17 protein-coding genes are annotated in these 25,948 nt (G+C 57.9%); 9 read left to right on the forward strand and 8 right to left on the reverse strand.

The features are described 5' to 3' along the window. Positions 1-491: 491 nt before the first annotated feature. From HGO37_RS07070 to HGO37_RS07080, 3 genes are all read left to right on the forward strand, one after another. Positions 492-4,295, forward strand: a complete 3,804-nt coding sequence (locus tag HGO37_RS07070) for a vitamin B12-dependent ribonucleotide reductase (RefSeq protein ID WP_250982731.1) — start codon at positions 492-494, stop codon at positions 4,293-4,295. Positions 4,296-5,565: 1,270 nt separating this feature from the next. Then, the gene (locus tag HGO37_RS07075) at positions 5,566-6,243 is read left to right on the forward strand and encodes a FadR/GntR family transcriptional regulator (protein WP_250982732.1); all 678 of its coding nucleotides are present in this window, start codon (positions 5,566-5,568) and stop codon (positions 6,241-6,243) included. Next, a complete protein-coding gene (locus HGO37_RS07080) occupies positions 6,240-7,571 on the forward strand; it encodes a CynX/NimT family MFS transporter (RefSeq protein ID WP_250982733.1) in 1,332 nt (443 codons plus the stop codon). The genes HGO37_RS07075 and HGO37_RS07080 overlap by 4 nt, the downstream gene beginning before the upstream one ends. Before the next feature lie 165 nt (positions 7,572-7,736). On the opposite strand, the gene HGO37_RS07085 is transcribed toward HGO37_RS07080, so the two are convergent. From HGO37_RS07085 to HGO37_RS07115, 7 genes are all read right to left on the reverse strand, one after another. Continuing rightward, positions 7,737-9,026 (reverse strand): NtaA/DmoA family FMN-dependent monooxygenase, encoded by a 1,290-nt coding sequence (locus HGO37_RS07085; protein WP_250982734.1) that lies wholly within the window; start codon positions 9,024-9,026, stop codon positions 7,737-7,739. Between the two features lie 21 nt (positions 9,027-9,047). After that, positions 9,048-9,971, reverse strand: coding sequence for an LLM class oxidoreductase (locus HGO37_RS07090; protein WP_250982735.1), 924 nt, complete (start codon positions 9,969-9,971; stop codon positions 9,048-9,050). An 11-nt stretch (positions 9,972-9,982) separates the two neighbouring features. Then, positions 9,983-11,233 (reverse strand): acyl-CoA dehydrogenase family protein, encoded by a 1,251-nt coding sequence (locus HGO37_RS07095; protein WP_192487641.1) that lies wholly within the window; start codon positions 11,231-11,233, stop codon positions 9,983-9,985. A gap of 159 nt (positions 11,234-11,392) precedes the next feature. Then, positions 11,393-12,376, reverse strand: coding sequence for an ABC transporter permease (locus HGO37_RS07100; protein ID WP_250982736.1), 984 nt, complete (start codon positions 12,374-12,376; stop codon positions 11,393-11,395). 3 nt (positions 12,377-12,379) lie between these two features. Continuing rightward, positions 12,380-13,312, reverse strand: a complete 933-nt coding sequence (locus HGO37_RS07105; protein ID WP_250982737.1) for an ABC transporter permease — start codon at positions 13,310-13,312, stop codon at positions 12,380-12,382. Continuing rightward, on the reverse strand, positions 13,302-14,915 hold the full coding sequence (locus HGO37_RS07110; protein WP_250982738.1) for a dipeptide ABC transporter ATP-binding protein: 1,614 nt from the start codon (positions 14,913-14,915) through the stop codon (positions 13,302-13,304). The genes HGO37_RS07105 and HGO37_RS07110 overlap by 11 nt, the downstream gene beginning before the upstream one ends. A 4-nt stretch (positions 14,916-14,919) precedes the next feature. Then, positions 14,920-16,677 (reverse strand): ABC transporter substrate-binding protein, encoded by a 1,758-nt coding sequence (locus tag HGO37_RS07115; RefSeq protein WP_250982739.1) that lies wholly within the window; start codon positions 16,675-16,677, stop codon positions 14,920-14,922. Between the two features lie 328 nt (positions 16,678-17,005). Here HGO37_RS07115 and HGO37_RS07120 point away from each other — a divergent pair, with 328 nt between their 5' ends. From HGO37_RS07120 to HGO37_RS07145, 6 genes are all read left to right on the forward strand, one after another. After that, a complete protein-coding gene (locus tag HGO37_RS07120) occupies positions 17,006-18,592 on the forward strand; it encodes an ABC transporter substrate-binding protein (protein ID WP_250982740.1) in 1,587 nt (528 codons plus the stop codon). Beyond that, positions 18,592-19,635, forward strand: a complete 1,044-nt coding sequence (locus HGO37_RS07125) for an ABC transporter permease (RefSeq protein ID WP_250982741.1) — start codon at positions 18,592-18,594, stop codon at positions 19,633-19,635. The genes HGO37_RS07120 and HGO37_RS07125 overlap by 1 nt, the downstream gene beginning before the upstream one ends. Further along, positions 19,632-20,471, forward strand: a complete 840-nt coding sequence (locus tag HGO37_RS07130; protein WP_250982742.1) for an ABC transporter permease — start codon at positions 19,632-19,634, stop codon at positions 20,469-20,471. The genes HGO37_RS07125 and HGO37_RS07130 overlap by 4 nt, the downstream gene beginning before the upstream one ends. Then, positions 20,468-22,120, forward strand: a complete 1,653-nt coding sequence (locus tag HGO37_RS07135) for a dipeptide ABC transporter ATP-binding protein (RefSeq protein WP_250982743.1) — start codon at positions 20,468-20,470, stop codon at positions 22,118-22,120. The genes HGO37_RS07130 and HGO37_RS07135 overlap by 4 nt, the downstream gene beginning before the upstream one ends. Positions 22,121-22,181: 61 nt before the next feature. After that, positions 22,182-23,318 (forward strand): LLM class flavin-dependent oxidoreductase, encoded by a 1,137-nt coding sequence (locus HGO37_RS07140; RefSeq protein WP_250982744.1) that lies wholly within the window; start codon positions 22,182-22,184, stop codon positions 23,316-23,318. Between the two features lie 104 nt (positions 23,319-23,422). After that, positions 23,423-24,649 (forward strand): GNAT family N-acetyltransferase, encoded by a 1,227-nt coding sequence (locus HGO37_RS07145; RefSeq protein ID WP_250982745.1) that lies wholly within the window; start codon positions 23,423-23,425, stop codon positions 24,647-24,649. 31 nt (positions 24,650-24,680) lie between these two features. Here HGO37_RS07145 and HGO37_RS07150 read toward each other — a convergent pair whose 3' ends face one another. Continuing rightward, positions 24,681-25,913, reverse strand: a complete 1,233-nt coding sequence (locus tag HGO37_RS07150) for an adenylate/guanylate cyclase domain-containing protein (protein WP_192487630.1) — start codon at positions 25,911-25,913, stop codon at positions 24,681-24,683. Positions 25,914-25,948 lie beyond the last annotated feature (35 nt).

Below are 25,948 nucleotides of genomic sequence, written 5' to 3' on the forward strand. Positions count from 1 at the left end.
TGGACAATGTTTCAGCAATCCGCGCCAAGTATCTGAAATTTATAGCAGGTTTTGCTTTCCCCGTTTTCCACAGCCTCCCCACACAATATCTTGTGGTTAACAAGAGGTTGCAAACTAAGGCTTGACGGAATCACATCAAATCTCGAAAGTAGCAAACATGTTGCGGCGGTAACTGAATCGGTGAACGAGGCCGGTTCTTTTCAGTTTCAGTACACGCGTTTGTCTGCGTTTCGGCCATGAGAGGCATGGAGCGTGAGACTTTTTGTGATCTGAATTTACCGCCGGAAATATGATGCGGGGACTGGTAGCAAGAAACTGTTAATACTATATATAGTATGCTTGCAGCCGAAATCACCACGAGATACAGGATGCCCATCTAAGGATGAACATCCCATTCAGATCGGCAACACCCGGCTGCGCGCGATAACGCGAAGTCGGACCGGATTATTGCGCCCCCTTGACGGGCGCCAATTGGACGAGGAACGAACACAATGCGCATTGAACGCCGCTTCACGAAGCCAGGCCAGACGCCTTACGCGGACATCGACTTCCGCAAGGCCGTCAGCGAAATCAAGAACCCGGACGGTTCTATCGTTTTCCGTCTGGCGGATATCGAAGTTCCCGCGCAGTTCAGCCAGGTTGCGACCGACGTTCTGGCGCAGAAATATTTCCGCAAGGCCGGCGTTCCGAAGTTCCTGAAAAAGGTTGAAGAGAACGACGTTCCGTCCTTCCTGTGGCGTTCGGTTGCCGACGAGAAGGCCCTGAAGGAACTGCCGGAAGGCGAGCGTTACGGTTCTGAAACCGATGCGCGCCAGGTGTTTGACCGTCTGGCTGGTACATGGGCCTACTGGGGCTGGAAGGGCAAATATTTCTCGTCCGAAGAAGATGCTCTCGCCTTCCGTGACGAGCTTGCATACATGCTGGCCAGCCAGCGCGTTGCACCAAACTCTCCACAGTGGTTCAACACCGGTCTGCACTGGGCTTATGGCATTGATGGTCCTGGCCAGGGCCACTTCTATGTTGACCCCTTCACCGGCAAGCTGACCAAGTCCAAGTCGTCTTACGAACATCCGCAGCCACATGCCTGCTTCATCCAGTCCGTTGAAGACGATCTGGTCAATGAAGGCGGCATCATGGACCTGTGGGTGCGTGAAGCCCGTCTGTTCAAATACGGCTCCGGCACCGGTTCCAACTTCTCCTACCTGCGTGGCGAAGGCGAAAAGCTTTCCGGCGGTGGCAAGTCTTCCGGCCTGATGAGCTTCCTCAAGATCGGTGACCGCGCAGCTGGCGCCATCAAGTCCGGCGGCACGACCCGCCGTGCGGCCAAGATGGTGGTTGTTGATGTCGACCACCCTGACATCGAAGCCTATATCGACTGGAAGGTGAAGGAAGAGCAGAAGGTTGCTGCCCTCGTTACCGGTTCCAAGATTGTTGCCAAGCACCTCAAGGCCATCATGAAGGCCTGCGTAAACTGCGAAGCCGACAATGGCGATTGCTTCGACCCTGCAAAGAACCCTGCCCTGAAGCGCGAAATCCGCGCCGCCAAGAAGGATCAGGTCGCAGAAAACTACATCAAGCGCGTTATCCAGTTTGCCCAGCAGGGTTACAAGGACATCGAGTTCAAGACCTATGATACGGACTGGGATTCGGAAGCCTACCTGACCGTTTCGGGCCAGAACTCCAACAACTCCGTTTCCCTGAAGGATGACTTCCTGCGCGCCGTTGAAAATGACGGTGACTGGAACCTGACGGCACGCCGCGACGGCAAGGTCATGAAGACCCTGAAGGCACGTGACCTGTGGGAAAAGATTTCCCATGCCGCATGGGCATCGGCTGACCCAGGCCTGCACTTCAACACCACCATGAACGACTGGCACACGTCGCCAGCTGCTGGCCCGATCCGCGCGTCCAATCCGTGCTCGGAATACATGTTCCTTGACGACACGGCCTGCAACCTTGCCTCGTTGAACCTCATCCAGTTCAAGGATGCAGCCACCAAGCGCATCAACATTGCAGACTACGAACACGCTGTTCGCCTGTGGACCGTTGTTCTCGAAGTGTCCGTGATGATGGCGCAGTTCCCATCGCGCCAGATTGCTGAACGGTCCTATGAGTACCGTACGCTCGGTCTCGGTTACGCCAACATCGGCGGTTTCCTGATGTCTTCGGGCATTCCGTATGACAGCGACGAAGGCCGCGCCATTGCCGGTGCTCTGACCGCGATCATGACCGGTATTTCCTACGCCACGTCTGCTGAAATGGCTGGCGAGCTAGGTCCTTTCCCGGGCTTTGCACCAAACCGCGACAACATGCTGCGCGTTATCCGTAACCACCGCCGCGCCGCCCACGGTCTGGCCTATGGTTATGAAGAGCTGTCGGTAAACCCGGTTGCCCTGATCCACGCAGATTGCACCGACCCTGATCTCGTCACACATGCCATGGCAGCGTGGGACAAGGCGCTGGAACTTGGCGAACAGCACGGCTACCGCAACGCCCAGACCACCGTTATCGCGCCAACTGGCACGATCGGCCTCGTCATGGATTGCGACACAACCGGTATCGAGCCTGACTTTGCGCTGGTAAAGTTCAAGAAGCTGGCCGGCGGCGGTTACTTCAAGATCATCAACCGCGCTGTTCCGGAATCTCTGCGTTCGCTCGGTTACACCGAAAGCCAGATTGCTGAAATCGAAGCTTACGCTGTCGGTCACGGCAACCTCAACCAGGCACCGGCCATCAACCCGACCACGCTGAAGGCCAAGGGCTTCACCGATGAGAAGATTGAAGCCGTCAATGCTGCCCTCAAGAGCGCGTTCGACATCAAGTTCGTGTTCAACCAGTGGACACTCGGTGCGGACTTCCTGAAGGATACGCTCAAGGTTTCCGACGAGCAGCTGTCCGACATGAGCTTCAACCTCTTGGAGCACATGGGTTTTGCCAAGAAGGACATCGAAGCAGCAAACGTTCACGTTTGCGGTGCGATGACGCTGGAAGGTTCGCCGTTCCTCAAGAACGAAGATCTGGCCGTGTTCGATTGCGCCAACCCATGTGGCAAGATCGGCAAGCGTTACCTCTCGGTAGAATCCCACATCCGTATGATGGCGGCTGCCCAGCCATTCATCTCCGGTGCGATCTCCAAGACGATCAACATGCCGAATGATGCAACGGTTGAAGATTGCGGTGCAGCTTACATGCTGTCCTGGAAGCTGGCGCTGAAGGCAAACGCCCTTTACCGCGATGGTTCCAAGCTGTCGCAGCCGCTCAATTCCTCGCTGGTTGAGGATGAGGACGACGAAGACGCACTGGAAGAGCTGATGCAGCAGCCAGTTGCGGCCCAGGCTGTCACCATCACCGAAAAGATCGTTGAGCGTGTTGTCGAGCGTGTCAGCCGCGAGCGTGAAAAGCTGCCGAACCGTCGTCAGGGTTACACCCAGAAGGCTGCTGTTGGTGGTCACAAGGTTTACCTGCGCACCGGCGAATTCGGTGACGGTCGCATCGGCGAAATCTTCATCGACATGCACAAGGAAGGCGCTGCTTTCCGTGCGATGATGAACAACTTCGCCATCGCCATCTCGCTCGGTCTGCAATATGGCGTGCCACTGGAAGAATATGTGGAGGCCTTCACCTTCACCAAGTTCGAACCGGCTGGCATGGTCATCGGGAACGACGCGATCAAGAACGCAACATCGATCCTCGACTATGTGTTCCGCGAACTCGCCGTGTCCTATCTTGGCCGTCACGATCTGGCCCATGTCGACACGTCGGACTTCTCCAACACGGCACTCGGCAAGGGCATTCAGGAAGGCAAGACCAACCTGGTTTCCACTGGCTGGACCCGCGGTTACAAGCCAACGCTGGTTTCCAACAGCGAACGCGCCTCCTCCGAGCCGAAGGGTGCAGCAACAGCGGCGCCTGCGCGTGCCTCGGCAAGCGTGACCTCGTTCAGCGGCAGTGCCGTGCGCAAGCTGGAAGTGGCAACCGCCGTTTCCACCTCTGAAATCGTCGCCTTCAAACGCGATTACGAAGAGCGCGCCAAGGAGCTGGCGGAAGAGATTGCCGAGGAATCCTTGGCAACCGAGACCGAACAGGCCGCAACGGCCCTCTTCTCCGACAAGGCCGCTGCCGACGCAGCATCTGCCAAGACGGAAGCCAAGAAGGTGGAAAACGAACGCCGAATGCGCTCGATTGCCCAAGGCTACACCGGCAACATGTGCTCCGAGTGCCAGAACTTCACCATGGTGCGTAACGGCACCTGCGAGAAGTGCGACACATGCGGCGCGACAAGCGGTTGCAGCTGATATTCCCTGTAGATAACTAGAAAAAATCCAGCCCGACGATTCTGTCGGGCTGGATTCCACAAGAGAACAAAACGAGACTCTGATCTGCAACATGCAGACATTAGAAATACAAAAGCCGGGACACGAATGTCCCGGCTTGTATACCGCGAAAAGGCCGAAGCCCACGCGGGGCGAAGAGACTCGCATCCCTAAGCCGCTGCAAGGTTATAATGGGATATCTGAGTATCGGAGTCGAGGTAGCATCGGAAATTAAGCCATTGGAGACAAAATATGGCTCGAAATACTGGTGATAACTTCAGACGTGGCTCGGTAACGGGGCGCACTCAATTCGAACGACCGGATGGTCACCACCAAAAACGAGATGAACGAACTGGACATTTCATGGAAGTGAAGCAGTCCGAAGGGAAGTTTAAAGGCGTGGCTATGGAACCAGACGGTCGCGACACTGAAAACTCCTAACTAATGAGTGGACAACCGTTCATACGAAACGAACGGTTGTCCACTCAAAACCGTACCCCTAAAGATAAACATCAGCTATTTATCATCCGTCGCGGTATAGACATCAAAAGGCTCGCCTAGAGCGCAGAGCATTAAGCTACCGAACAGTTGATCTAAAATAGTTGAGAACAATGAAAACAACTCCCGGCGTTGAGCCGGTTTTTTTGTTTGTGATCGATTGAAGCACGCAACAGCATCAATTGGCTTCGCTGACAGTCCCCCAACCTCCCTCACTCCTCGTGCTTGTCACAGGAGTCCAGCCGTCACGCGTCTGCGTGACGGGACGATTCCTTTCAGCCCCAGGACTGGGGCTGGCTGGATGCCTGTGACAAGCACGAGGCATGAGGCCGGGTGCGGGACAGTTGGAGCAAGACAGCCAGCGTGGCGAAAGCTCAAGTTGCAGTAGAATGCATACACACCGTGCAACAAAGGCAACCCCTCACCTGAAAAATCTATGACTTAGCTTTGCTAAGACCATGATTTTTCTTCCTCCTTCACAAAGGTAGAGGTGGGGGCACCGAGTGACGCTCCGATCTCCCTCATTCCCGCACTTGTTGCGGGAATCTAGTCATCCCCAATCTTGGGGATGGTAGAGTCTCTTCGTCACGCAGACGCGCGTCGGCTGGATGCCTGTGACAAGCACAAGGCATGAGGAGCATTTGTTGAGCCGTCAACGTCAAACAATCGACGGTATGCCCCCCGCACCTTGATGATTGACAAAACAAATGCACAGGCATAATCCAAAGTCATTAGATGACTTTATGATCAGATCATGCAGAACCTTGAAAAAATAAGCCTGACGGAACGTGCTATCAACGCTATTCGCAGCGAGATCATCGCCGTGCGCTGGCAGGTTGGCGAGAAGCTGCCCAACGAAACCACCCTGTCTGAGATGCTGTCGATCAGCCGCGGAACGGTGCGCGAAGCCGTGCGCGTTCTGGTGGCTCAAGGGCTGCTGGAGACCCGACAAGGCTCCGGCACCTATGTGCTGTCAACCACAGACATGGCGGCACCGCTGACACAGGCACGCAGGGCTAGTTTGCGCGACCAGTTCGAGGCGCGTTGCGCGCTTGATGTCGAGGCCGCACGGCTGGCCGCCATCCGCCACACACCTGAGATGATTACCGAACTGCGCCGTCTATTGGCCGAGCGCGGCAATTATTCCGGTGGCGACAAGACACAGTTCATTGCCCGTGATCTGGCGTTTCACCGTGCGGTGATAGCCGCATCGTGCAATCAGGCGATGATCGAGATCTACAATTTTTTCTCCTCCTCCATCACCGAGACCATTGAAGCGACGCTTGATGAGGAAGTTCCCGAACCCGACATGCAGGCCCATGCCGACATTGTCGATGCCATAGAAACGGGCGATGCCGACAAGGCTGCCGCCGCGGTGCGGCGCTTCATGGCACCCGTCTTTTCCACCCTTGATCGATTGCTGCTTTCATGAATTCTCATTCCCCTACCCCAGCTCACGCCACTGCCGCTCATCCTGCGCAGACGCTTGAAAATACACTTGCCGAGACACTGGAACCGCTTGGCGAAACCCTAGTTGATGCCGAGGTGGACATTGTTCCGCCGCCGGCACCACCGGCATTCAGCACAATGGGCCGTGTCATTCTTGGTGCCAGCCTGGTGCTGATTGCCTTTAACCTCAGGCCGGTATTTTCCAGCGCGTCCGCCCTGCTGCCGGAAATACGCTCCGAGCTTGGACTGTCTGCCCTTGGTGCCAGTCTGCTAACCACGCTTCCCGTGGTTTGCCTTGGTGCATTCTCGCCCTTTGCACCGCGCTTGGCACAGCGTTTCGGTTCCGAATGGACGCTGCTTGGCGTATTGCTGCTGTTGTCGCTTGGCACCGCCTTGCGCGGCCTGTCTTCAATGCCGCTGCTGTTCATCGGCACGGCACTGGCCGGTGCCTGCATTGCCGTTGGCAATGTGTTGTTGCCGGGTCTGGTCAAACGTGACTTCCCCAAACAGGCAGCCTTGATGACCGGCCTATACACCATGGCGCTGTGCGCCGGTGCGGCCGGTGCGGCCGGCCTGACCCTGCCACTGGAAGCCATGCTTGGCGGCTCGATGAATGCCGCACTTGCGGCCTGGGCGCTTCCTGCACTGGTGGTCGGTGCCATCTGGCTGCCGCAGGTGTTCATGGTCAAGCGCGGCGCGGCGCGCAGCGGCTTTCGTGTGGAAGGCTTGTGGCGCGACAGGTTGGCGTGGAATGTCACCCTGTTCATGGGATTGCAGTCGGCGTTGGCCTACAGCGTGTTTGGCTGGCTGGTCCCGATCCTCAGGGATCGCGGCCTTGACGGTGTTACCGCCGGTGCCGTGGTATCAATATCGGTCATGGTGCAGGCCGCCGCCTGCCTCGTTGTTCCGCATATTGCCGTGCGTGGCAAAAACCAGTCCATTATCAATGTCACGCTGTGCGCATTGGCAGTTGGTGCCCTGATCGGCCTGCTGTTTGCGCCCCTGTCCACCGTGTGGATCTGGGCGGTTATTCAGGGTGTCGGCCAAGGTGGGTTGATTGCAGCCGCCATGACGGTGATCGTGCTGCGCTCTGGTGATGCTCATATTGCCGCCCATCTCTCGGGCATGGCGCAATGCGTGGGTTATCTGCTGGCGGCCACCGGGCCTCTGATTGTCGGTTTCATCCGCGGCTGGACCGGCAGCTTTGCCGGCTGCGCCATTCTATTTGTGGTGATTGGCACCATCGCTGCTATCAATGGCTGGTTTGCCGGACGCAATGGCCATGTCGGTGCCAGAAGTGTGGCGAGTTGAAAACTAATGGAACTATGGAGCGTGCCTCACACTCCCTCTTCCCTGTGCTTGTCACAGGGACCCAGTCATCCCAAGTCTTTGGGATGAAAAGACCCTTTCCGCCGCACAGACGCGCGGCGACCGGATGCCTGTGACAAGCACAAGGCATGAGGAAAACCAGCGTCCTCAAAAAGCCGGGGTTGGTGACGCCGCCCTAAAATGATCCCGCAGCGTTTCGGTTTCATATTCGTGACGATAGAGGCCACGCTTGCGCAGAATTGGCACCAGCTCATCTGCTATAACCGGCAGACCATCGATCAGCCGATCCGGCTGCAGATTGAAACCATCGACTGCGCCGGCATGGAACCAGTCTTCAATGTGGTCGGCCAGCTGTTCCGGCGTGCCGACAAACCCGGCATGGCCCGACCCGGTGTAACGGGTTTGCTTGAGATATTCGCGCACCGTCGGGTTGGTCTTGCGGATTTGCGTGATAATGGATTCACGAAAACCGATGCTGCCAAGGAAGGTCTTGGCGTCCTTGATCGGACCCAGAACTTCATCGGGAAACGGTTCGTCCAGTTCCAGTTTCGAGGCATCGTAACCGATGGCCTGCGATAGCCAGCCGACGGAATAGGATGCCGGACCGGCATCATGGATTTCATCGCTACGACGACGCGCCTCCTCTTCCGTGCTGCCAAGGCTCAGCAACAGACCCGGCAGAATTTTCACATCATCCGGCGAGCGGCCGTTGTCGCGGGCAAATCCCTTGACCAGACGATAATGCTCGATGGCCTGCGCCTTGGTCAGTTCTGCGGCAAACACACCTTCCGCGATGCGACCTGCCAGTGTGCGGCCCTGCGGCGAGCCACCGGCCTGAAAGATGATTGGCTGGCCCTGTTTGGATGGTGGCACACGCAGGCGCCCGGAAATATCGAAGAACTCGCCGTGGTGATCAATGTCGCGCCCGTCAGCCGCAGACGCCCACAGCGCCCGAACGACGTCGACAAATTCGCTGGCCCGCTCATAGCGGTCATCACGGGCTGGAATGTCTGAAATGCCGAAGTTGCGCGCCGCCGGTACACCACGGGTTGTCACGACATTCCATGCCGCACGTCCACCCGTCTGGTGGTCCCAGGACAAAAAGCGCTCGGCCAATTCAAACGGATCGTTGAAGGTTGAAGAGGCCGTTGCCACCAGACCGACACGAGAGGTCGCGGCCGCCACATGCCCCCAGTTGACCGACGGTTCCAGCCGTACCGGATTGGCGTCATAGGCCGGGTCGCCGAGCAGCGGACCGTCTGCCAGAAACAGCGCGTCCAGCGTGCCACGCTCTGCGGTCTTGCCAATATTTTCCCAATAGGCTGGATCAATGAAGGCATCCTTTTCCAGCAATGGTGTTTTCCACGCGGCCGGAAGATATCCGAGAACCAGCACGTTGATGCCGAGCAGGACGTGGCCAGATCGTTTGTTTGTCATCTGAAATGTCTCCAATACCGTCTACAGAGAGACGTGAGGTTTTGGCGCCGGAAACGCGGGGCGCACCGTCGATGGCAGCGGTCGTGGCGCAGAAAGGTTGAGGGCGTCTCGCAGCGAACCGCCAGGCGCGGTTGGTGCAAAACCATCCGCCAGCCAGCGCTCTGCCACATCCAGCAACTCCCGCACCGATTGCTCATTGCCTGCTTTCAACACGACACCGGACACAGCTTCGGTGGGAGGCGTCTCTCCCAGGGAAACGACAGGCACGGTACCTGCGCCACCCAGCACCAGCTCAATCGGGTTATCCTCTCCCGCTGGCGGTGCATCCGCTTTCGTGTGGCTATACCAGGCAATGATGGAGGCACCGGTTTGTGGTTCCGGCGCGTTGAGCGGCCCGGCAATCGAAAAGCTGTTGGCGATATCGACATGCACGATACGATCGGACTGTACGAGAATGCCGCTGTCGCGATCACCGATGATGGAATCATGCGGCCAGCTTTGCTCCAGAGCCCGCACTGCAACGGCTGTGTCATAGGCTGTCTTTGCATTCAGCTGCGCGCCACCGCCAAGCCCTGCCCCGCCCCATGCCGGAGCATCTTTTGGACCCTCCGGCGCATAGGCATCGCGAATGCCGACAAGCAGACCACTGCGCCCGCCGGAGAGATGGGCAAGCGACGCGACACGGCGTGCCAGATTATAGGGGTGGTCACGTTGTGGCGCGGCGGCAATCAGGAAACGGCCATTTTCGGTCGCGCCTGCCAGTGTGGCACCGGCAGCACTGCTGGCCAGGGTGACGGATGCAGGTTCGCTGCCGTCAATGCGGTCGATGCCAAGCACCGTGAATGCAACTGGCAAGGCATCCCAACGCAATAGCAGTTCACGGCTGCCGGTCAGTTCAAGCAAATGCGGCCCGGCCAGTGCAAGGGCAAGATAGGGTTTCGTCATCGTGTCGCTCCTCAGTTGCCCTGCCCGCCACGACCAAGCCGCGCGATGCTCGACACCGGAGACTTGTCGTTGACCAGATAGTCACCGAGGATGCGCGCCTTGTAGGCAACCGGATTATGCGACGCCAGCGTACGGGCATTGCGCCAGTGGCGGTCAAGCGCGGTTTCCTCCGATGTTGCCGAGGCACCGAGCGCGTTGAACACATGGGTGGCGGCATAAAGCGTGCTCTCGACGATGGCGATCTGCGCCTGCGCAACAGCCACTTCGCTTGCCGTTGCGCGCTGGTCACGCAATTCGACATTGCCCACCGCATGGGCGGCGGCAATCAGGTCAAGCGAACTGGCGGCACGGCGAAGTGCCGCTTCGGTCGTAAAGGCCCGCACCGAAACCTCACCAATAACCTGCAGCAACTGCGCATCCTGTGCGGGCACCGGATCAAGACCCTGCGGGTAATTGCGGCCGCGGGATTTGAGCGCCTTGATACCGTCGCGAAGCACAGCACGGGTAATGCCGGTCAGCACCGCCAGCAGTGCCGTCTGGTAAAAATGCCCCTGATAGACAACACGTTCGCTGGCCGGAAAGACATCCCCCTCATGCGCCACGACATCCTTATAGACCGCGCTGCCGCTGGCCGTCGTGCGCTGGCCAAAACCCGGCCAGTCATCCGTCAGTTCAACGCCGGGCTGGTGGCGGTTGACGAGTGTGGTGATCAGCGTGCCTTCGGCATCCTTGCCGATGACATCCAGCCAGTCGGCATAAAGGCTGCCGGTGGCATAGAACTTCGCGCCGGAGACCCGGTAATGGTCATCGGTTTTGGTGACCGTGGTCTTGATGGTGGCGTAAGTGCCGTTATTGGCTTCCGTCCAGCCGCCACCGACAAATTCACGGTCGCGGAAACGCTTCAGCCAACGCTCATTGGCGGCGGATGGCCGTGCATTCAGGCGGTCTTCGACAAAGGCCAGATGGTTGCGCCAGATATGGGCGACATTGGCGTCTGCTTCTGCCAGCAGCGCCAGCAGGTAAAACACCTGTTCCAGCGAGGCGCCAAAACCGCCAAACTCCATTGGCACACGCACCAGAGCGAAATCGGCATCCTTCAGCCACTGCACCTGTTCAAATGGAAAGGTGCGGTTGCGCTCACGCTCAATACTGCCTTCGGCAATACGGTCAAACACCGGCTGAAAGCGCTCGACAAGCGTCTCTTCCCGGGCAGTTGCGGGGCGCAAATAGGTGCGGGAAAGCGTTGCATCCACTGCGGTCATGTCATTCTCCTTCATGATGGCGCAACATCAGGAAAAGATGCTGCGCGAATGTCTGTTGTGTTGGCGACGGGCCTTGAAGGCCCATCTGCATAATTGTCGGGTTTGAGCGGCACGGGCTGCCATCAGCGCGTCGAACAGGACTGGCCAGGTCACGCGGCGTCACGCCGGATCACGCCATTGCGCGACCAAATCAACGGTCAGGGTGCACACCACGAAGACGGATGCGGCAAAGATCGTCGTACCGATAACCAGCGGGAAATCGCCATCCAGCGCAGCTGTGATCGCCATGCGCCCAATGCCGTCGAGGCCGAAGATCGTTTCGGTGACGATGGCGCCACCCATGATGACGGCAAGCTCGAGCCCACCCAGCGTGATGATCGGATTAAGGGCCGCCTTCAACGCGTGCGACAGGTAGATCTTGCTTTCGCTCAAGCCCTTGGCACGGGCGGTGCGGATGTAATCCTGCCCCAGCACGTCGAGCATGCCTGCCCTGACGATGCGCTGGAAAATGCCGATTTCGGCGATCGCCAGCGTTGCCCATGGCAGGACAAGGTGCCTTGCCCATTCCAGCGGATTTTCCGTCAACGGCACGTAACCACTGCTCGGGAACCAGCCGTAGCCGTGGTTGGTCAGCTGGTAGAAAAAGAAATAGGAGATCAGGATGCCGCTCAGAAAGGTCGGAATGGACAGGCCGACATAGGCGAAAAAGGCCAGTACATTGTCAATGAAGCGGCCATGCCACCGGGCGGCGACAACGCCTGAAATGATCGATATCGTCATCCAGATGACCAAAGCACCCAGTGCCAGCGAGATCGTCACCGGCGCCTTGGCCAGAATCAGGTCAGTAACCGGTGCCTGTTTGCGGAATGAAAAGCCAAGCGCCGGTGGCCAGTGCATCAGCCCCATCGGCGCGCCCTGAATGTCCGGCCCACTAAACAGATAATACCACAGCTGGTCATACCATGGTTCGTTGAGACGCAGCGCCCGCGCCACGCCGTCTATGGTTTCCTGCGTGGCGTTGCGCGGTGCCAGCATGGCGGCCGGATTGCGATAGGCAATACGGGTGATGAAGAACGACAGGATCAGCACGATGACGAGTGTCGAGGCGGACCGAAACACGGTGGAAAGAAGGTTTCTGGTCATGGATTATAAACGCCTTTGATGCGGATCGAGCACGGTTCTGAGCCCGGAACTCATTGTATTGAAGCCGACCACGGTGAGAAAAAGGGCAAGTGCGGGGCCAGCCAGAAACCAAGGCTGGTCCTGATAAAGCGAGGTGCGCTGCGCCTCGGCAATCATGTTGCCCCAGCTTGGCATCGGTGCCTGAATACCAACCCCGAGAAAGGACAGTGTCGCTTCGGCCACGATATTGGCCGGAAGCTGCACAGCCCAATAGACCAGCAGGGTCGGCAGGATGTTGGGCAGGATATCGAGACAGATGATGCGGGCTTTTGAAGCGCCAGAAACCACCGATGCCTCAATCATCGGGCTGGAGCGCAGTTCCAGCACCATGCCGCGCGTCAGGCGGGCAAAGTAGGTCCAGGAAAACAGCGCAATGACCAGAATAACAACAATCACAGGCGATATTACCGGCATGCCCTGCTCGCCCCTGTTCAAAGACAGCAGGCTGAGCGCCGTGACAACAAACGGAAACGACATGGCGACATCAATGGCCTGACTGACGATCCGGTCGACACGACCGGCAAGAAAACCACTGATCATGCCAATCAACGTTCCGATGATCATCGCTGCCGTCGTGGCAGGAATGCCGACCAGCAGTGAAATCTGCGCGCCATAAAGCGTGCGCACAAACACATCACGACCGTTGCCATCTGCCCCCAGCGGAAAGGCCCAGGATGGTCCAACCGGCAGGCCCATCTCGTCCAGCGCCACATCCGGAAACAGGTCCGTCGGGCCATGCCCGGTCAGATAGGCAGCCAGAGGTGCCAAGACGGCTGCCACCAGCACAGCAAAGACGATAATCGCGCCAACCCGCACGCTGCGTTCACGCCACAAGACAGCGGCAAATTCCGGTAACCAGTGACGGCGCGGTGCCGCTTCGATAACATCAACCGACATAGGACACGGCCTTCACCACTGTATTGACGGGTTGCCGTTTGCCGCCGGGCATCGAGGCCAGCAAACGCTTTGTGTAGGCGTGTTCTGCCCGCTCGAAGATGCGCTTTGTCGGGCCGGCCTCGACGATATGCCCCTTCTCCAGCACAATGACGCGGTCGCACAATTCACCGACCACACCGAGATCGTGCGAAATGAACAGAAAGGAAATTCCCAGCCGGTCGCGCAACCGCCGCAGCAGTTCGACGATCTTGGCCTGTGTGGTGATATCGAGCGCCGACACCGGCTCATCCGCCACGACAAGCGACGGGCGCGAGGCAATTGCCCGTGCAATGGCCACCCGTTGCCGCTGACCACCTGAGAGCTGTGAAGGGAAACGCGTGGCAATGGCCTCCGGCAGTTCCACCTCTGCAAGCAACTGGCGGACCTGGTGGCGCAGGCGCGTGCGGTCCCGTTCACCGGCAATCACGAAACTGTCGCCAAGAATGGCTTCAACGCTTCGCCTGGGGTTGAGGCTGGCGTAAGGGTCCTGAAAAACCACCTGAATGTCGCGGCGCGCTGCACCGGTCAGCGTGGTCGGGCGCCCGGCCCTTGCGTAATTGACGCCGGACAGCGCGATAGAGCCATCATCGGGCCGGTCAAGACCGGCAATCAGCCGACCAATGGTTGATTTTCCCGACCCGGACTCACCGACCAGTCCGAGAATTTCGCCCTTGGCGATCGAAAACGTGACGTCCTCCAGCACCGGCTGGCCTGCAACGAAGGAACGGCTGAGACAGTCCACGTCAAGCAGCGACTGGGCGGAGCTGACGGCCGGTGGCTGCATATAATTTCTGGGACCGTCCAGCCGCGCCGCACTCAACAATTCGCGCGTATAGGCATGTTTCGGTGTTGTATAGATCGCATCGGCAGCGGCACGTTCGACCACAAGACCGTCTCGCATCACCACCACAACATCGGCGATATCGGACACGACAGCCAGATCATGGCTGACAAAGACAAGTGCGGTACCGTGCCTCTCCTGCAGACGTCGCAGCAGATCAAGAATGGATGCCTGAACAGTGACGTCGAGCGCCGTGGTCGGCTCATCGGCGATGATCAAGCCGGGGTTGAGCGCAATGGCAATGGCAATCATCACGCGCTGGCGCATACCGCCCGAGAGATGGCGCGGATAATCATCCAGCCGCTTTTCCGGGTTTGAAATTTCAACGTCGTGGAGAAGCCCGAGAACACGCTCGCGCTTCTCCTTTTTGCCGATGGATCGGTGCGCCGATATCGCCTCACCGATCTGGTCGCCAATTGTCTTGAGTGGATGAAGGTTGCTCAGCGGGTCCTGAAAGATAAAGCCGATCTCGGCCCCTCTTATCTTCCGCAACGCCGCCGGTGATGCGCCCAGTATCTCCCGCCCCCGGTAGAGAACACTGCCGCGAACCTTTGCCGAGGCTGGCAGGAGACCAGCTGCCCCCAGCAGGCTGGCACTCTTGCCCGATCCGGACTCACCGACGATTGCCAGCGTCCTTCCCGCTTCGACATCAAACGATACGCCTCTGACAGCCTCGACGGTGCCAAAACGAACCTGCAAATCGTGAACGGAAAAGACGCTCATCGGACTAGTTCTTCACAGCGATGTTGGTGATGTCGGCCTGAACAGCCAGCGACGACCATGCCCAGTGGGTGATGCGATCAGAGGTGATCGCGATCTTGCGCTTTTCAAACAGCGGGATCCACGGAATGTCGGCGGAGACGATCTTGTCAGCCTTGGTCCAGATCGGACCTGGATTGTCAGACGGGAATGCCTCGGCTGCCAGCTTGTTGAGTTCGGCATTGCTGTAGCAGATCGAGTTGACGTTGCCCGTGCCGCATGGCGAGGCATCCGAGTTCAACCAACCGCCGAGAAGCATACGGGTGCTTGGACCCTGCCAATCTGGCGCAAACTGGCCACCAAGCGAGATGTCCCATCTGCTCTTGGCATCCTGGATGAAGGCGTACCACTGGGTCGGTGGAACCGGGATGAGGTTTAGCTCGATACCGGCCGCAGCCACATCTTCCTTCACCGCAACGGCAATCGCCTCAAACTGGGCTGTGGTACGATAGATCGCATCAAACTTCACGCCATTGGGATAGCCAGCCTTGGCAAGCAATTCCTTGGCCTTTGCCGCGTCACCCTTGTTGCCTTCGGTTGGATAAGGATCAAACGCCTCATAACCGAGAATGGTCGAAGTGATGATCTGCGACAGCGGCACGGCGGCAATCGGGCCACCCTGAACCTGCACGAGGTGGGCGCGGTTGACGGCATAGGTCAGCGCCTGGCGCACTTCCGGCTTTCTCAACGCATTGGCACCGTCGCTCTGTGCTTCCGGGCGAGCATTAAAGGTGATGAAGTTGGCCGCGCCGCTGTTGGACGAATGCAGCTGTTCCGCCTTCTGGGTCTGGAAACGTCTGATCGCGGTTCTTGGAGGCGTGTCGAGATAAAGCGAAAGATCCGCCTCACCTGCCTCAATCTTCTGGACGATGCTGTCTTCGCTATTGGCAGTAAAATCAACGACGATCTCATCGACATAGGCTTTGCGGGCCTCGTCACTTTCCGGCTTGAAGTTCTTGGCCTTTTTCAAAACCAGCTTCTGGCCGTCCTGATAGCTATCAACGTAATAAGGACCGCTGGACGGGAAGTTCTTGCGGAACTCGGCTGAGTCAGGGAAATATTTCGATGCGACTTCCGGTGGCAGTGGCGACACGAAGTTCATCGAGAGAATGTTGAGGAAGTCGTAGTTCTTCGAATCCGACTTGATGACCAGCGTCTTGTCGTCAGGAGCGCTGACGCCAGAGATTTCGTGGGCGTCGATGAAGGCCTTGGTTGCAGTGAGATCACCGGTCGGAACCTTGGCAAATTCTTCGCAATAGGCCTTGAAGCCTGAGATCGCCAGGTTGAAGTAGTTGATGGCGGCAACCTGCTTGTTCGGATCACAGAAGCGCTTGATATTGTAAACGAAATCGCCTGCTACAATCTTGCGGTCAATTGGTCCGGAAAAGAAGACGTCGTCTTTTAGATGAAAGGTGTAGGTCTTGCCTTCATCAGACACGTCCCAGGACTTGGCAAGGTCAGGCACCAGCTTTGTATCGTCCTTGATGTCAGTGGATGCGCCGGGATAGGTGACCAACTGGCGGGTAACGGCACGCAGGATTTCCCAGGAATCCGTGCTGTAACCGGTCAGCGGATCAAACGCATCGAGATCCGCCTGCAGGGAAGCAATGCGCAGCGTACCGCCATATTGCGGCTCACTTGCCAGCGCCTGTCCCCCAAGCGCAACGATAATGGCAAGGCTCGACGCAACACGTCCCAGTGCTGAGCGGTGAGAATGAGATTTCATCGGAATAACCTTAATTGATAATGTCTATAATATTTATAGATTTTAGGCATTCCGAGAATGTTGCAAACTTCCAAACTTCTCAGCTCAGGGGGAAATATCTGCCTGTTTAAGAAGCAATCTGCGGAATAGACTTCCGCCCTGCCCATTCTGCGGTCAGTACGCATGCCTCAAAACTGCCGATCATCAGATGACGAAAATCATGCCGGGTCGGTGCCCGGCGATAGAAGATTTTCATTTATCGGCAAAAATTTAGAACAGACATGCCGCGCCTTCCGCTCGTTTATGTTGCATATCTATAAAAATTATAGAAATTAAGGATTCTGGAAGAATGGCACGCAGCTGGAGATCATTTACGCTTGGTTTAACCGGGGCACTTGTCGGCGCCGCATTATCGTCGGCAGCCTTTGCAGCTGAAAGTGGCGGAACACTGAACCTGATCGTCCAGCCGGAGCCCATCTCGCTCAATCCCGGCATCAACCGCCTGGGTCCGGCGACCTTTGTCGGCAACAAGATCTACGATTCGCTGCTTGGTTATTCGGCCAAGGAGATTGCCCCTGTTCCGCGGCTGGCGGAAAGCTGGGAGATTTCCGCCGATGGCAAGACCTATACGTTCAAGCTGCGCCCCGGCGTTACCTGGCATGATGGTGAGCCCTTCACATCAAAGGATGTCGCCTTCAGCATCGGCGATTTCCTGCCAATACAGCATGCACGCTCAAAAGATCTCAGCGCCCAGATCGACCACATCGAAACGCCTGACGATCTGACTGTCGTCTTTACCCTCAAGGCACCCTACCCGGCCTTCCTCTGGTCGCTCAACGTGGCTATCCTTCCGGCTCATAAATATGTCGGCGTTACCGATCTGCGCACCGCGCCTGCAAATTCCGAATTTATCGGCACCGGCCCGTTCAAGTTCTCGGAGTGGAAAAAAGGCAGCATCATCCGCCTGGTTCGCAACGACAAATATTGGGATGCGGGCAAACCCTATCTTGATGAAATAGACTTCCAGATCGTGCCGGATGCGAATTCCCGCGCCATTGCGTTTGAAACTGGACAGGTCGATGTACTTCGCTCTGGTGACGTCGAAAACTTCGACATTCCCCGCCTCTCGGCGCTTGAGGGTGTTGCCGTCAACGAGGGTGGCTGGGAGTTCCTGCAGCCAATCGGTTATGTTCACATTAACAACCGCAATCCGGTTCTTGCCAACCAGAAAGTTCGTCAGGCCATCACCCAGGCAATCGATCGCGACTTCATCATCAACACCATCTTTGCGGGTTATGGCAAGCCTATCAACGGCCCGTTCTCCAGCCTGTCGGCCTACAAGGACACAAGTGTCGAGACGACCTATCCTTACGATCCGGAAAGGGCCGCCGCTTTGCTGGATGAGGCGGGATACAAGGCTGGCGCCGACGGTACACGTTTCACCCTGAAGCTGGTGCCTCTGCCCTATGGTGAATTGTGGTCGCGGCAGGCGGAATATCTGCGCGAGGCACTGGGTGCCGTTGGTATCAAGGTGGATATCCAGTCCGTTGATGTTGCCGGCTGGTTCAAGCGCCTGACCACTTTCGAATACGATATTGCCCAGAACTTCGTTTACACCACCGCCGATCCGGGTATTGGCATTTCCTACGGCTACAAGACCGTCAAGGGTGACAATGCCGGCAGCACTGGCGGTAACATCAACGGTTATTCCAACCCGGAAGTGGATGCTCTGCTCGATCAGGGTGCGCATGAGCAGGATGATGCCAAGCGCAAGGAAATCTACTCCAAGGTCCAGAAAATCCTGTCGCAGGATGTGCCGATGGTTTGGACCCACGACATTGTCTTCCCGACGCTCTATCGCGACAAGGTTCAGGACCTCATCACCACGGCGCTCGGCACCGATGACAATTTCGCCAATGTCTGGCTGAAGAAGTAATGGCGGCAAGGCAAAACACAGCGCAGGGGCACCCCCCTGCACTCGGAGGCCGGTCGGCACTTGCCGCCTACGCCATTGGGCTGCGGCTTTCCAAGGCACTGTTGACCCTGCTGTTCGTGGTCATCGGCAGTTTCCTGCTGCTGCGTCTGGCGCCGGGTGATCCGGCGCTCATCCTGGCTGGCGACCAGGGTGGCAGTGACCCGGCCTTTGTCGAAGACCTGCGCCGTCACCTCGGACTGGATGGGCCGGTCTATCTGCAGCTGTGGAAATATCTGCAGAGTGTCGCGACATTCGATTTTGGACTGTCCTATCATGACCAGCGACCGGTGATTGACATCGTGCTGGAAAAAGTTCCGGCAACGCTTGTTCTGACGATCAGCGGTTTTTTGTTCTCGGTCGTTCTCGGCGTGACACTGGGTGCCCTTGCAGCCAGAAAACCGGGTTCGGCGCTGGATGGCGTCATCACCACGATATCGGTGGCGTTTTTTGCCATGCCGATGTTCTGGGTCGGCCTTGTCTTCATCATCATCTTTGCCGTCAAACTCGGCTGGCTGCCATCCTACGGCATGGAAACACCCGCCATCGCCTCGCAAGGCGGATGGCCAGCCTTTGTCAATCGTCTGGCCCATATGGTGCTGCCGGTGCTGACGCTTGGCCTTTTCCATATGTCGATCCACGCCCGGGTGTCGCGCACCGCACTGCTTCAGGTGGCCGGCATGGATTTCATTCGCACTGCGCGGGCCAAGGGTCTGTCGCCCTGGCGCATCTGGCGTGACCATCTGCTGCGCAACGCCCTGCTTCCGACGATTACCATAGCCGCCTTGCAGGCTGGCCAGCTGATTGGCGGTTCGATCCTTGTTGAGACGGTTTTTGCATGGCCGGGCATTGGCCGGCTGGCCTTCAACGCGCTGACCACCCGTGACTACAATGTGCTTCTTGCCGTGTTCATCGTGTCGTCCTTTGGGGTGATCCTTGCCAATCTGATTGCCGATGCCGCCTACCGGCTGATTGATCCACGTCTTGACCGGGAGGGAACGGTATGAACGTTTGGCCAAACCATCCCCTGCTCAGACCGCCTGTGATTTTCGGATTCGTGGTGCTGGCCGCACTGGCATTTCTGGTGATTTTTGCAGACCTGATCTATCCCGGCGATCCATGGCGTATGGTCGCCCGGCCAAACCTTCCGCCCTTATCACCGGGTTTCCCGGCCGGTACGGATATGCTGGGACGTGACCTGACCGCCGGTCTCGTGCATGGCAGCCGGGCGACACTGGCCGTGGCGGTCAGTGTCGTGGCGTTTGCCGTCAGCATTGGTGTGACGCTTGGGCTGCTGGCCGGATATTTTGGTGAGATTGCCGACGAGTTGATTATCCGTATCACCGAGTTTTTCCAGACGATCCCCGGTTTCTTGCTGACGATCATGATCGTTGCCATTCTCTCACCAACCCGCTGGACTGTGGTATTTGCAATCGCGCTCATCTCATGGCCGCCCATCGTGCGTATTGTGCGGGCCGAAGTGTTGTCGATACGGCGTCTCGACTGGGTACGAGCGGCGCGGGTCAGTGGCCTGTCGCATCTGCGTATCGCCATTTTGCATGTGCTGCCAAATGTGCTGCCACAGGTGGTGGTGCAGGCCTCACTGCTGATTGCAGGCGCTGTGATGATTGAATCCGGCATCAGCTTTCTTGGGCTTGGCAGCCGCGATTCCGTATCCTGGGGTTTTCTGCTGGCCTCTGGCCGTACCTCGTTCAGCGTCAACTGGTGGCTTTCCACCCTGCCGGGGCTGGCAATTTTCCTCACCGTTCTGGCCTTTAATCTGGTTGGTGACGGGCTGGAGCGCTGGCTGGACCCCAAACATGCCGGGAGGCATCAGCCATGAGCCAGAAACACCTCCCGCTTGTTGCCATAGACAGGCTCAATATCGCCCTCCCCAGGGGGGCAGACCGATCACTTGCGGTTTCCAATGCAACGGTGTCGATTGAACGCGGCGAAGTGCTGTGCATCGTTGGTGAAAGCGGTTCAGGTAAATCCGTTCTCGCCTCCGCCATTGCCGGCCTGTTGCCCGGCGACACATTGAAGGTCACCGGCGGTGCCCTTTCCTTTGATGGGCAAGACGTTCTGTCCCTCAATGACGTGCAGCTGCGCAAACTGCGTGGCGCGCGCATTGGCTATATTTTTCAGGAGCCGATGACCGCCCTCAACCCGCTGTTGACGGTTGGTCGGCAGGTGGCGGAAACACTTGAAGCCCATGGCTATCCGGCCCCAAAAGACAAGGTCGCCGCACTGTTTGCGGCCATGAAACTGCCGGAGCCCGACAAGATCGGCCAGCGATATCCGCATGAACTGTCTGGCGGCCAGCGGCAGCGGGTGGCGATCGCCATGGCCATCGCCTGCGAACCGGAGCTGCTAATCGCCGATGAGCCGACCACGGCACTGGATGTTACCACCCAGTCCGAAATCCTCAGGCTTATCCTTGATCTGCGTGAAAAACGCGGTCTTGCGGTGCTGTTCATCACTCATGACTTTGGGGTGGTTGCCGACATTGCAGACCGTATCGTGGTGATGCAGAACGGCGAAATCGTTGAGGCTGGCAGTGCGGCCGATCTGTTGGCGCATCCACAGCACCCCTATACGCGCCGGTTGCTGGCAGCTGTGCCTGACCTTGATGACAAAAGACATCGCCCACCGGTCAATGGTTCGGTGCTGCTTCAACTTGACGGTATCCGCAAGACCCATGCTGCGCCGCGCCGTCTGCTACGCGCAGCACGTGAACCGGTGGCAGCGCTTGGTGGCGTTGACCTGCTGCTGCGAGAGGGTGAGACGCTTGCTTTGGTCGGTGAAAGCGGTTCCGGCAAATCAACGCTCGGTCAGGTCATTACCGGGCTTATTGAACGGGATGCCGGCACCTTCCGGTTTGCCGGAGAGGAAATCGTCAGCGCCAAAGACCTGTTTACCCGTCAGCGGCGGCCACTGGTGCAGATGGTGTTTCAGGATCCTCAGTCCTCGCTTAACCCGCGCCACAGCATTCGTCGTATCCTGACGGAGGCTGTCCTGCATTTCGGGGCCAGCAAGGATGATGCAGAAGCGCGGATGAACGATCTTTTGCAGCGCGTGGGCATCGATGTGCGGGCAGCCGACCGCAAGCCGCACGCCTTTTCCGGCGGCCAGCGCCAGCGTATCGCGCTGGCGCGTGCGTTGATGTTGCAGCCCAAACTGCTGGTGGCCGATGAACCGGTCTCGGCCCTTGATGTTTCGGTGCAGGCGCAGGTTCTGACGTTGCTGACTGAACTGCAAAAGGACTTTGGCCTGTCGATGCTGTTCATCACTCACGACCTGCGCGTTGCCGCCTCGATTGCCGACCGGATTGCGGTGATGCAGCGCGGCCAGATTGTCGAGGTTGCTCCCGCCGACGCGCTCGTTCGCGCGCCAAAATCAGACTATGCCCGCGCCCTCATCGCCGCCGTACCCGGCCGGCGTGAACAGGCAAACCACCGGGTTAACTCATTCACACAACGAGACTTCGCATGACACATAACAGCATTTCATCAAGACGGAAGCGACCTTCATCCGTCGCTTCGGAGACCCGGTCATGAGTGGCAAAATTCATCTGCACTGGTATCTGCCAACCAATGGCGACAGCCGCGGACTGACTGGTTCGGGCAATGACAGCCACCTTATCGACTTTGCCGGCGGTTACCGCGCCCCCACCCTCGCCTATCTTGGTGAGGTCGCACGGGCAGCAGAAGCCCAGCCCTTTCACGCTGTGCTGACCCCAACCGGCACATGGTGCGAAGACGCGTGGATTGCCACCGCTGCTCTGTCGGCCGAAACAAAACGGCTTAAATTTTTGGTGGCCTTTCGCCCCGGCCTGATTTCGCCAACCCTGGTTGCGCATCAGGCCGCTACCTTTCAGCGGGTGACGCAGGGCCGTTTGCTGCTCAACGTGGTGACCGGCGGTGACCGTTTTGAACAGGCGCGGTTTGGCGACCACCTTGACCACGATGCGCGCTACGAGCGGACGGCTGAGTTCATTCAGGTGCTGCGCGGCGTCTCCGACGAGAGCGCCCAAGAGCCGTTTTCCTTCAAGGGCAAACATTACGATATCCGCGAAGCGCGCATCAATGCGGCACCTTACGGGCTGCCGCAGATCTTCTTCGGTGGCGCAAGCGGCGCAGCAACCGAGGTCGCCACCTCGCATTCCGACGTTTATCTGGTCTGGGGACGCCAGCCGGAGCTGGAAGCTGACAACATCAAGAAGCTGAAGGCACAGGCGGCGGCGAAGGGTCGCGACCTGAAATTTGGCATTCGCCTGCATGTGATTTCCCGCGACACCGAGGATGAGGCGTGGGCGGTGGCCGACAAGCTGCTCGGTTGGGTTTCCCCTGATCAGGTGGCAAACGCCAAAAGCCTTGCGGCAAAATCGGAATCCGTCGGCCAAAGCCATATGACGGCGCTGCATGCTGAACGGGATGGTCTGCCAAAGTCAGCCCGTGAACTGCAAATCCATCCCGGTGTGTGGTCCGGTTACGGCCTCGTGCGCGGTGGTGCAGGAACCGCGCTGGTCGGCAGCCATGAACAGGTGGCAGACCTGATCGAGACCTACCACAAGGCTGGATTTGATCATTTCATCTTCTCCGGCCAACCGCATCTGGAAGAAGCATGGCATTTCGGTGAAGGCGCTGCCGCCCGCCTGAAATCCCGTGGTCTGCTGGCACCGGTGTCGTGATGTAGTAGAGACTGGTGTCCTGCCCTGACAGGACACCAAAGACGGCTGCGCATTGATAATGCAGTGCGTACGCCTTGCTGCTTTCAATTTTCGGGATACCCCACATGACTGAACAGACCCGCCCCATAGAGATTCGCGCCCTTACCAGCACGCAAGAAAAGCGACAGGCCTTTGCCCAGTTTCGTCAGGCCATGCTTGGCATTGGCGACATTGGTCACGCCGATGCGAAGGCCGAAACCGCCTATCTGGAAAGCGGTTCACCGCTCGGTGGATTTATCGACGGTGAACTGCAGGGCGTGGTCAATGGTTATGGCGGTTCTGTTGCCCTACCCGGCGGCAATTACGTCAGTCACCTTGCGGTGACGCATGTTGGTGTCGCGCCGACCCAGACACGCAACGGCATTGCCCGTACGCTGTTAAGCGAGCAGTTAAAGCGCGCCCAAGCCGAGGGTTATGTGGTGGCGGGCCTGCGTGCATCTGATGCCCGTATTTATGGACGTTACGGATATGGCATCGCCTCTTGGGCAGTACGGCAGGATGTTGACTTTGCCAATGGCGGGCGACCACGGCCAGAGCGGCACAAGGATTTGCGCGTGGTTGATGCCTATGAGAGTTTCGACCTGTTCCGGAGGGTTGCAGCTGCAGCGCCCTCGCCACGTTCTGCCAGCCTGCAACGCTGGGACGGCTGGTGGAAAATTCAGGAGTTTCGCACCCGACATGGGTCTACCCCGCATCATGCCGTGGTGGTTGGCGCTGAAGGGGCGGAACGCGGCTATATCCGTTTCCATATTCAGGCAACGGACAACTGGTTTACCTCAACGCAGCGCACGGCCATTGTCGATGATCTGATCGCTCATGACGATGACGCCTGGCGGGCGCTACTCGGCCATGTGTTGTCGCAGGATATTCTGCACAAGGTCATTTTGCCATCGCGTCCGGTCGATGATCCATTGCCGCGGCTGGTTGACAATCTGCGCGCCGTGCAGACGTCTGAGCTGCGTGATGAAAGCTGGATACGCCCACTCGATCTGCATAAGTTGCTGAACGCCCGTTCTTACGACAGCAAGGCCCGTGTGGTGATAGAGGTCACCGATCCGCTGATCGCAGACAATAATGGCGTGTGGACGGTTGGCCCAGATGGCGCGGCAAAGTCGAGTGAGACACCAAAGATCAGCCTGCCAATCGACACGCTGACGGAACTGGTGTTTGGCGCATCACCGGCCTGGTCACTGGCTGCGTCCGGTCGCCTGCGCAGTGACCGCGCCGATATCGACGCGCTCGACAGGGTCTTTGCGACCGAACAGAAGCCACATTCGGGCATCTCATTCTGAGGGAATGCAGCGGAAAATGCGCGGGCCGCAATCAGCTTTCTTCGGGCATGGCGTAAACCTCGAAAGGCTCGCCGAGACCACGCAGCATGAAACTGCCAAGCGGCTTCAACTCTTTCCAATGACCGGATTTTTTCGCAAACTCCTTGGAGAACAGCACAGAGTGGCCGACTTCCTTGGTCAGGCTTTCCAGCCGCGATGCGATGTTGACCGCCGGCCCGATGGCCGTGAAATCCAGCCGTCGCTTGGAACCGATATTGCCATACATCACATCCCCGACATGCACGCCAACGCCGTAACGCAGGAAAGGTTTATCGCGCCGCTGGTTTTCGGCATTCAGCCGCTCCATACCCTTCTGGCCTTCGCGGATCGCTTCCAGCAGATTTTGGCAGGCATTTTCATTGTCCATCGGGAAAACGGCAAGAAGACCATCGCCCATGAATTTGAGGATTTCGCCACCGTGATTTTCAACCGGCTCGGAAAGTGCGTCAAAATAGCCGTTCAGCATTTCAATCACATCATCGCGTGGCCAAAGATCGGAGATTTCGGTAAAGCCACGAAGGTCGCAGATCATGATGGCGGCGCTCATGGTAGCACCGGACCCTCTGGTGATTGCACCTGCCAAAATCTGTTCACTGGCGTGAGGGCCGACATAGGTCTCCAAGAAAGTCCGCGCCATGATGTTCTTGACGCGGATTTCCGTCACCATTGACAACACCGGCAGAAGGTCTTTCAGGAAGACGATATGTTCAGGCGAAAAACCGCCCTGCTGTTTGGTGGCAAAAGTCACCACATGGCGTTTTCCACGGGTGTGGATCACCGGCCAGGCAACGTAATCGGTAATACCCTGCTGCTTCAGCTCATGATAAAAATCGTGCCAGCCACCATTCTCAATCTCTTTGTCCAGCTTCTTGCGAAGCTCGTCGGCACCATCGAGGATTTCGTTGACCGGGCTTTTGATGTACTGGCCGCTGCGCAGCATATCACGGCCAAACATGTCGATCTGGACTTCGTCAAAGCCCGTTTCCCACAAAAGGCGCGCACCCAACCACTCCGGATGGTGGGTTCTGAAATGCATGGACGAGCGGGCCAGCGGAAGGCCGTAGGCGGCAATGCGCTCACACAGGCCTTTCAGCAAATGGTCAATAAAGGGCTCCTGGCTGGTTCCGTTGATCAGCCAGTCAAGAATATCGTTCGGGGTGGTAGGCCAAGGCGCAAGGGGCTTAGCCTGCGCAGCCTGTTCAGTGATATCCAAGGAATGCTCCATTTGCTCAGCAGGCTTTTAAAAAAAGCCAGCCATTC

This window comes from Rhizobium sp. CG4 (assembly GCF_023701965.1).
Classification (GTDB): domain Bacteria; phylum Pseudomonadota; class Alphaproteobacteria; order Rhizobiales; family Rhizobiaceae; genus Agrobacterium.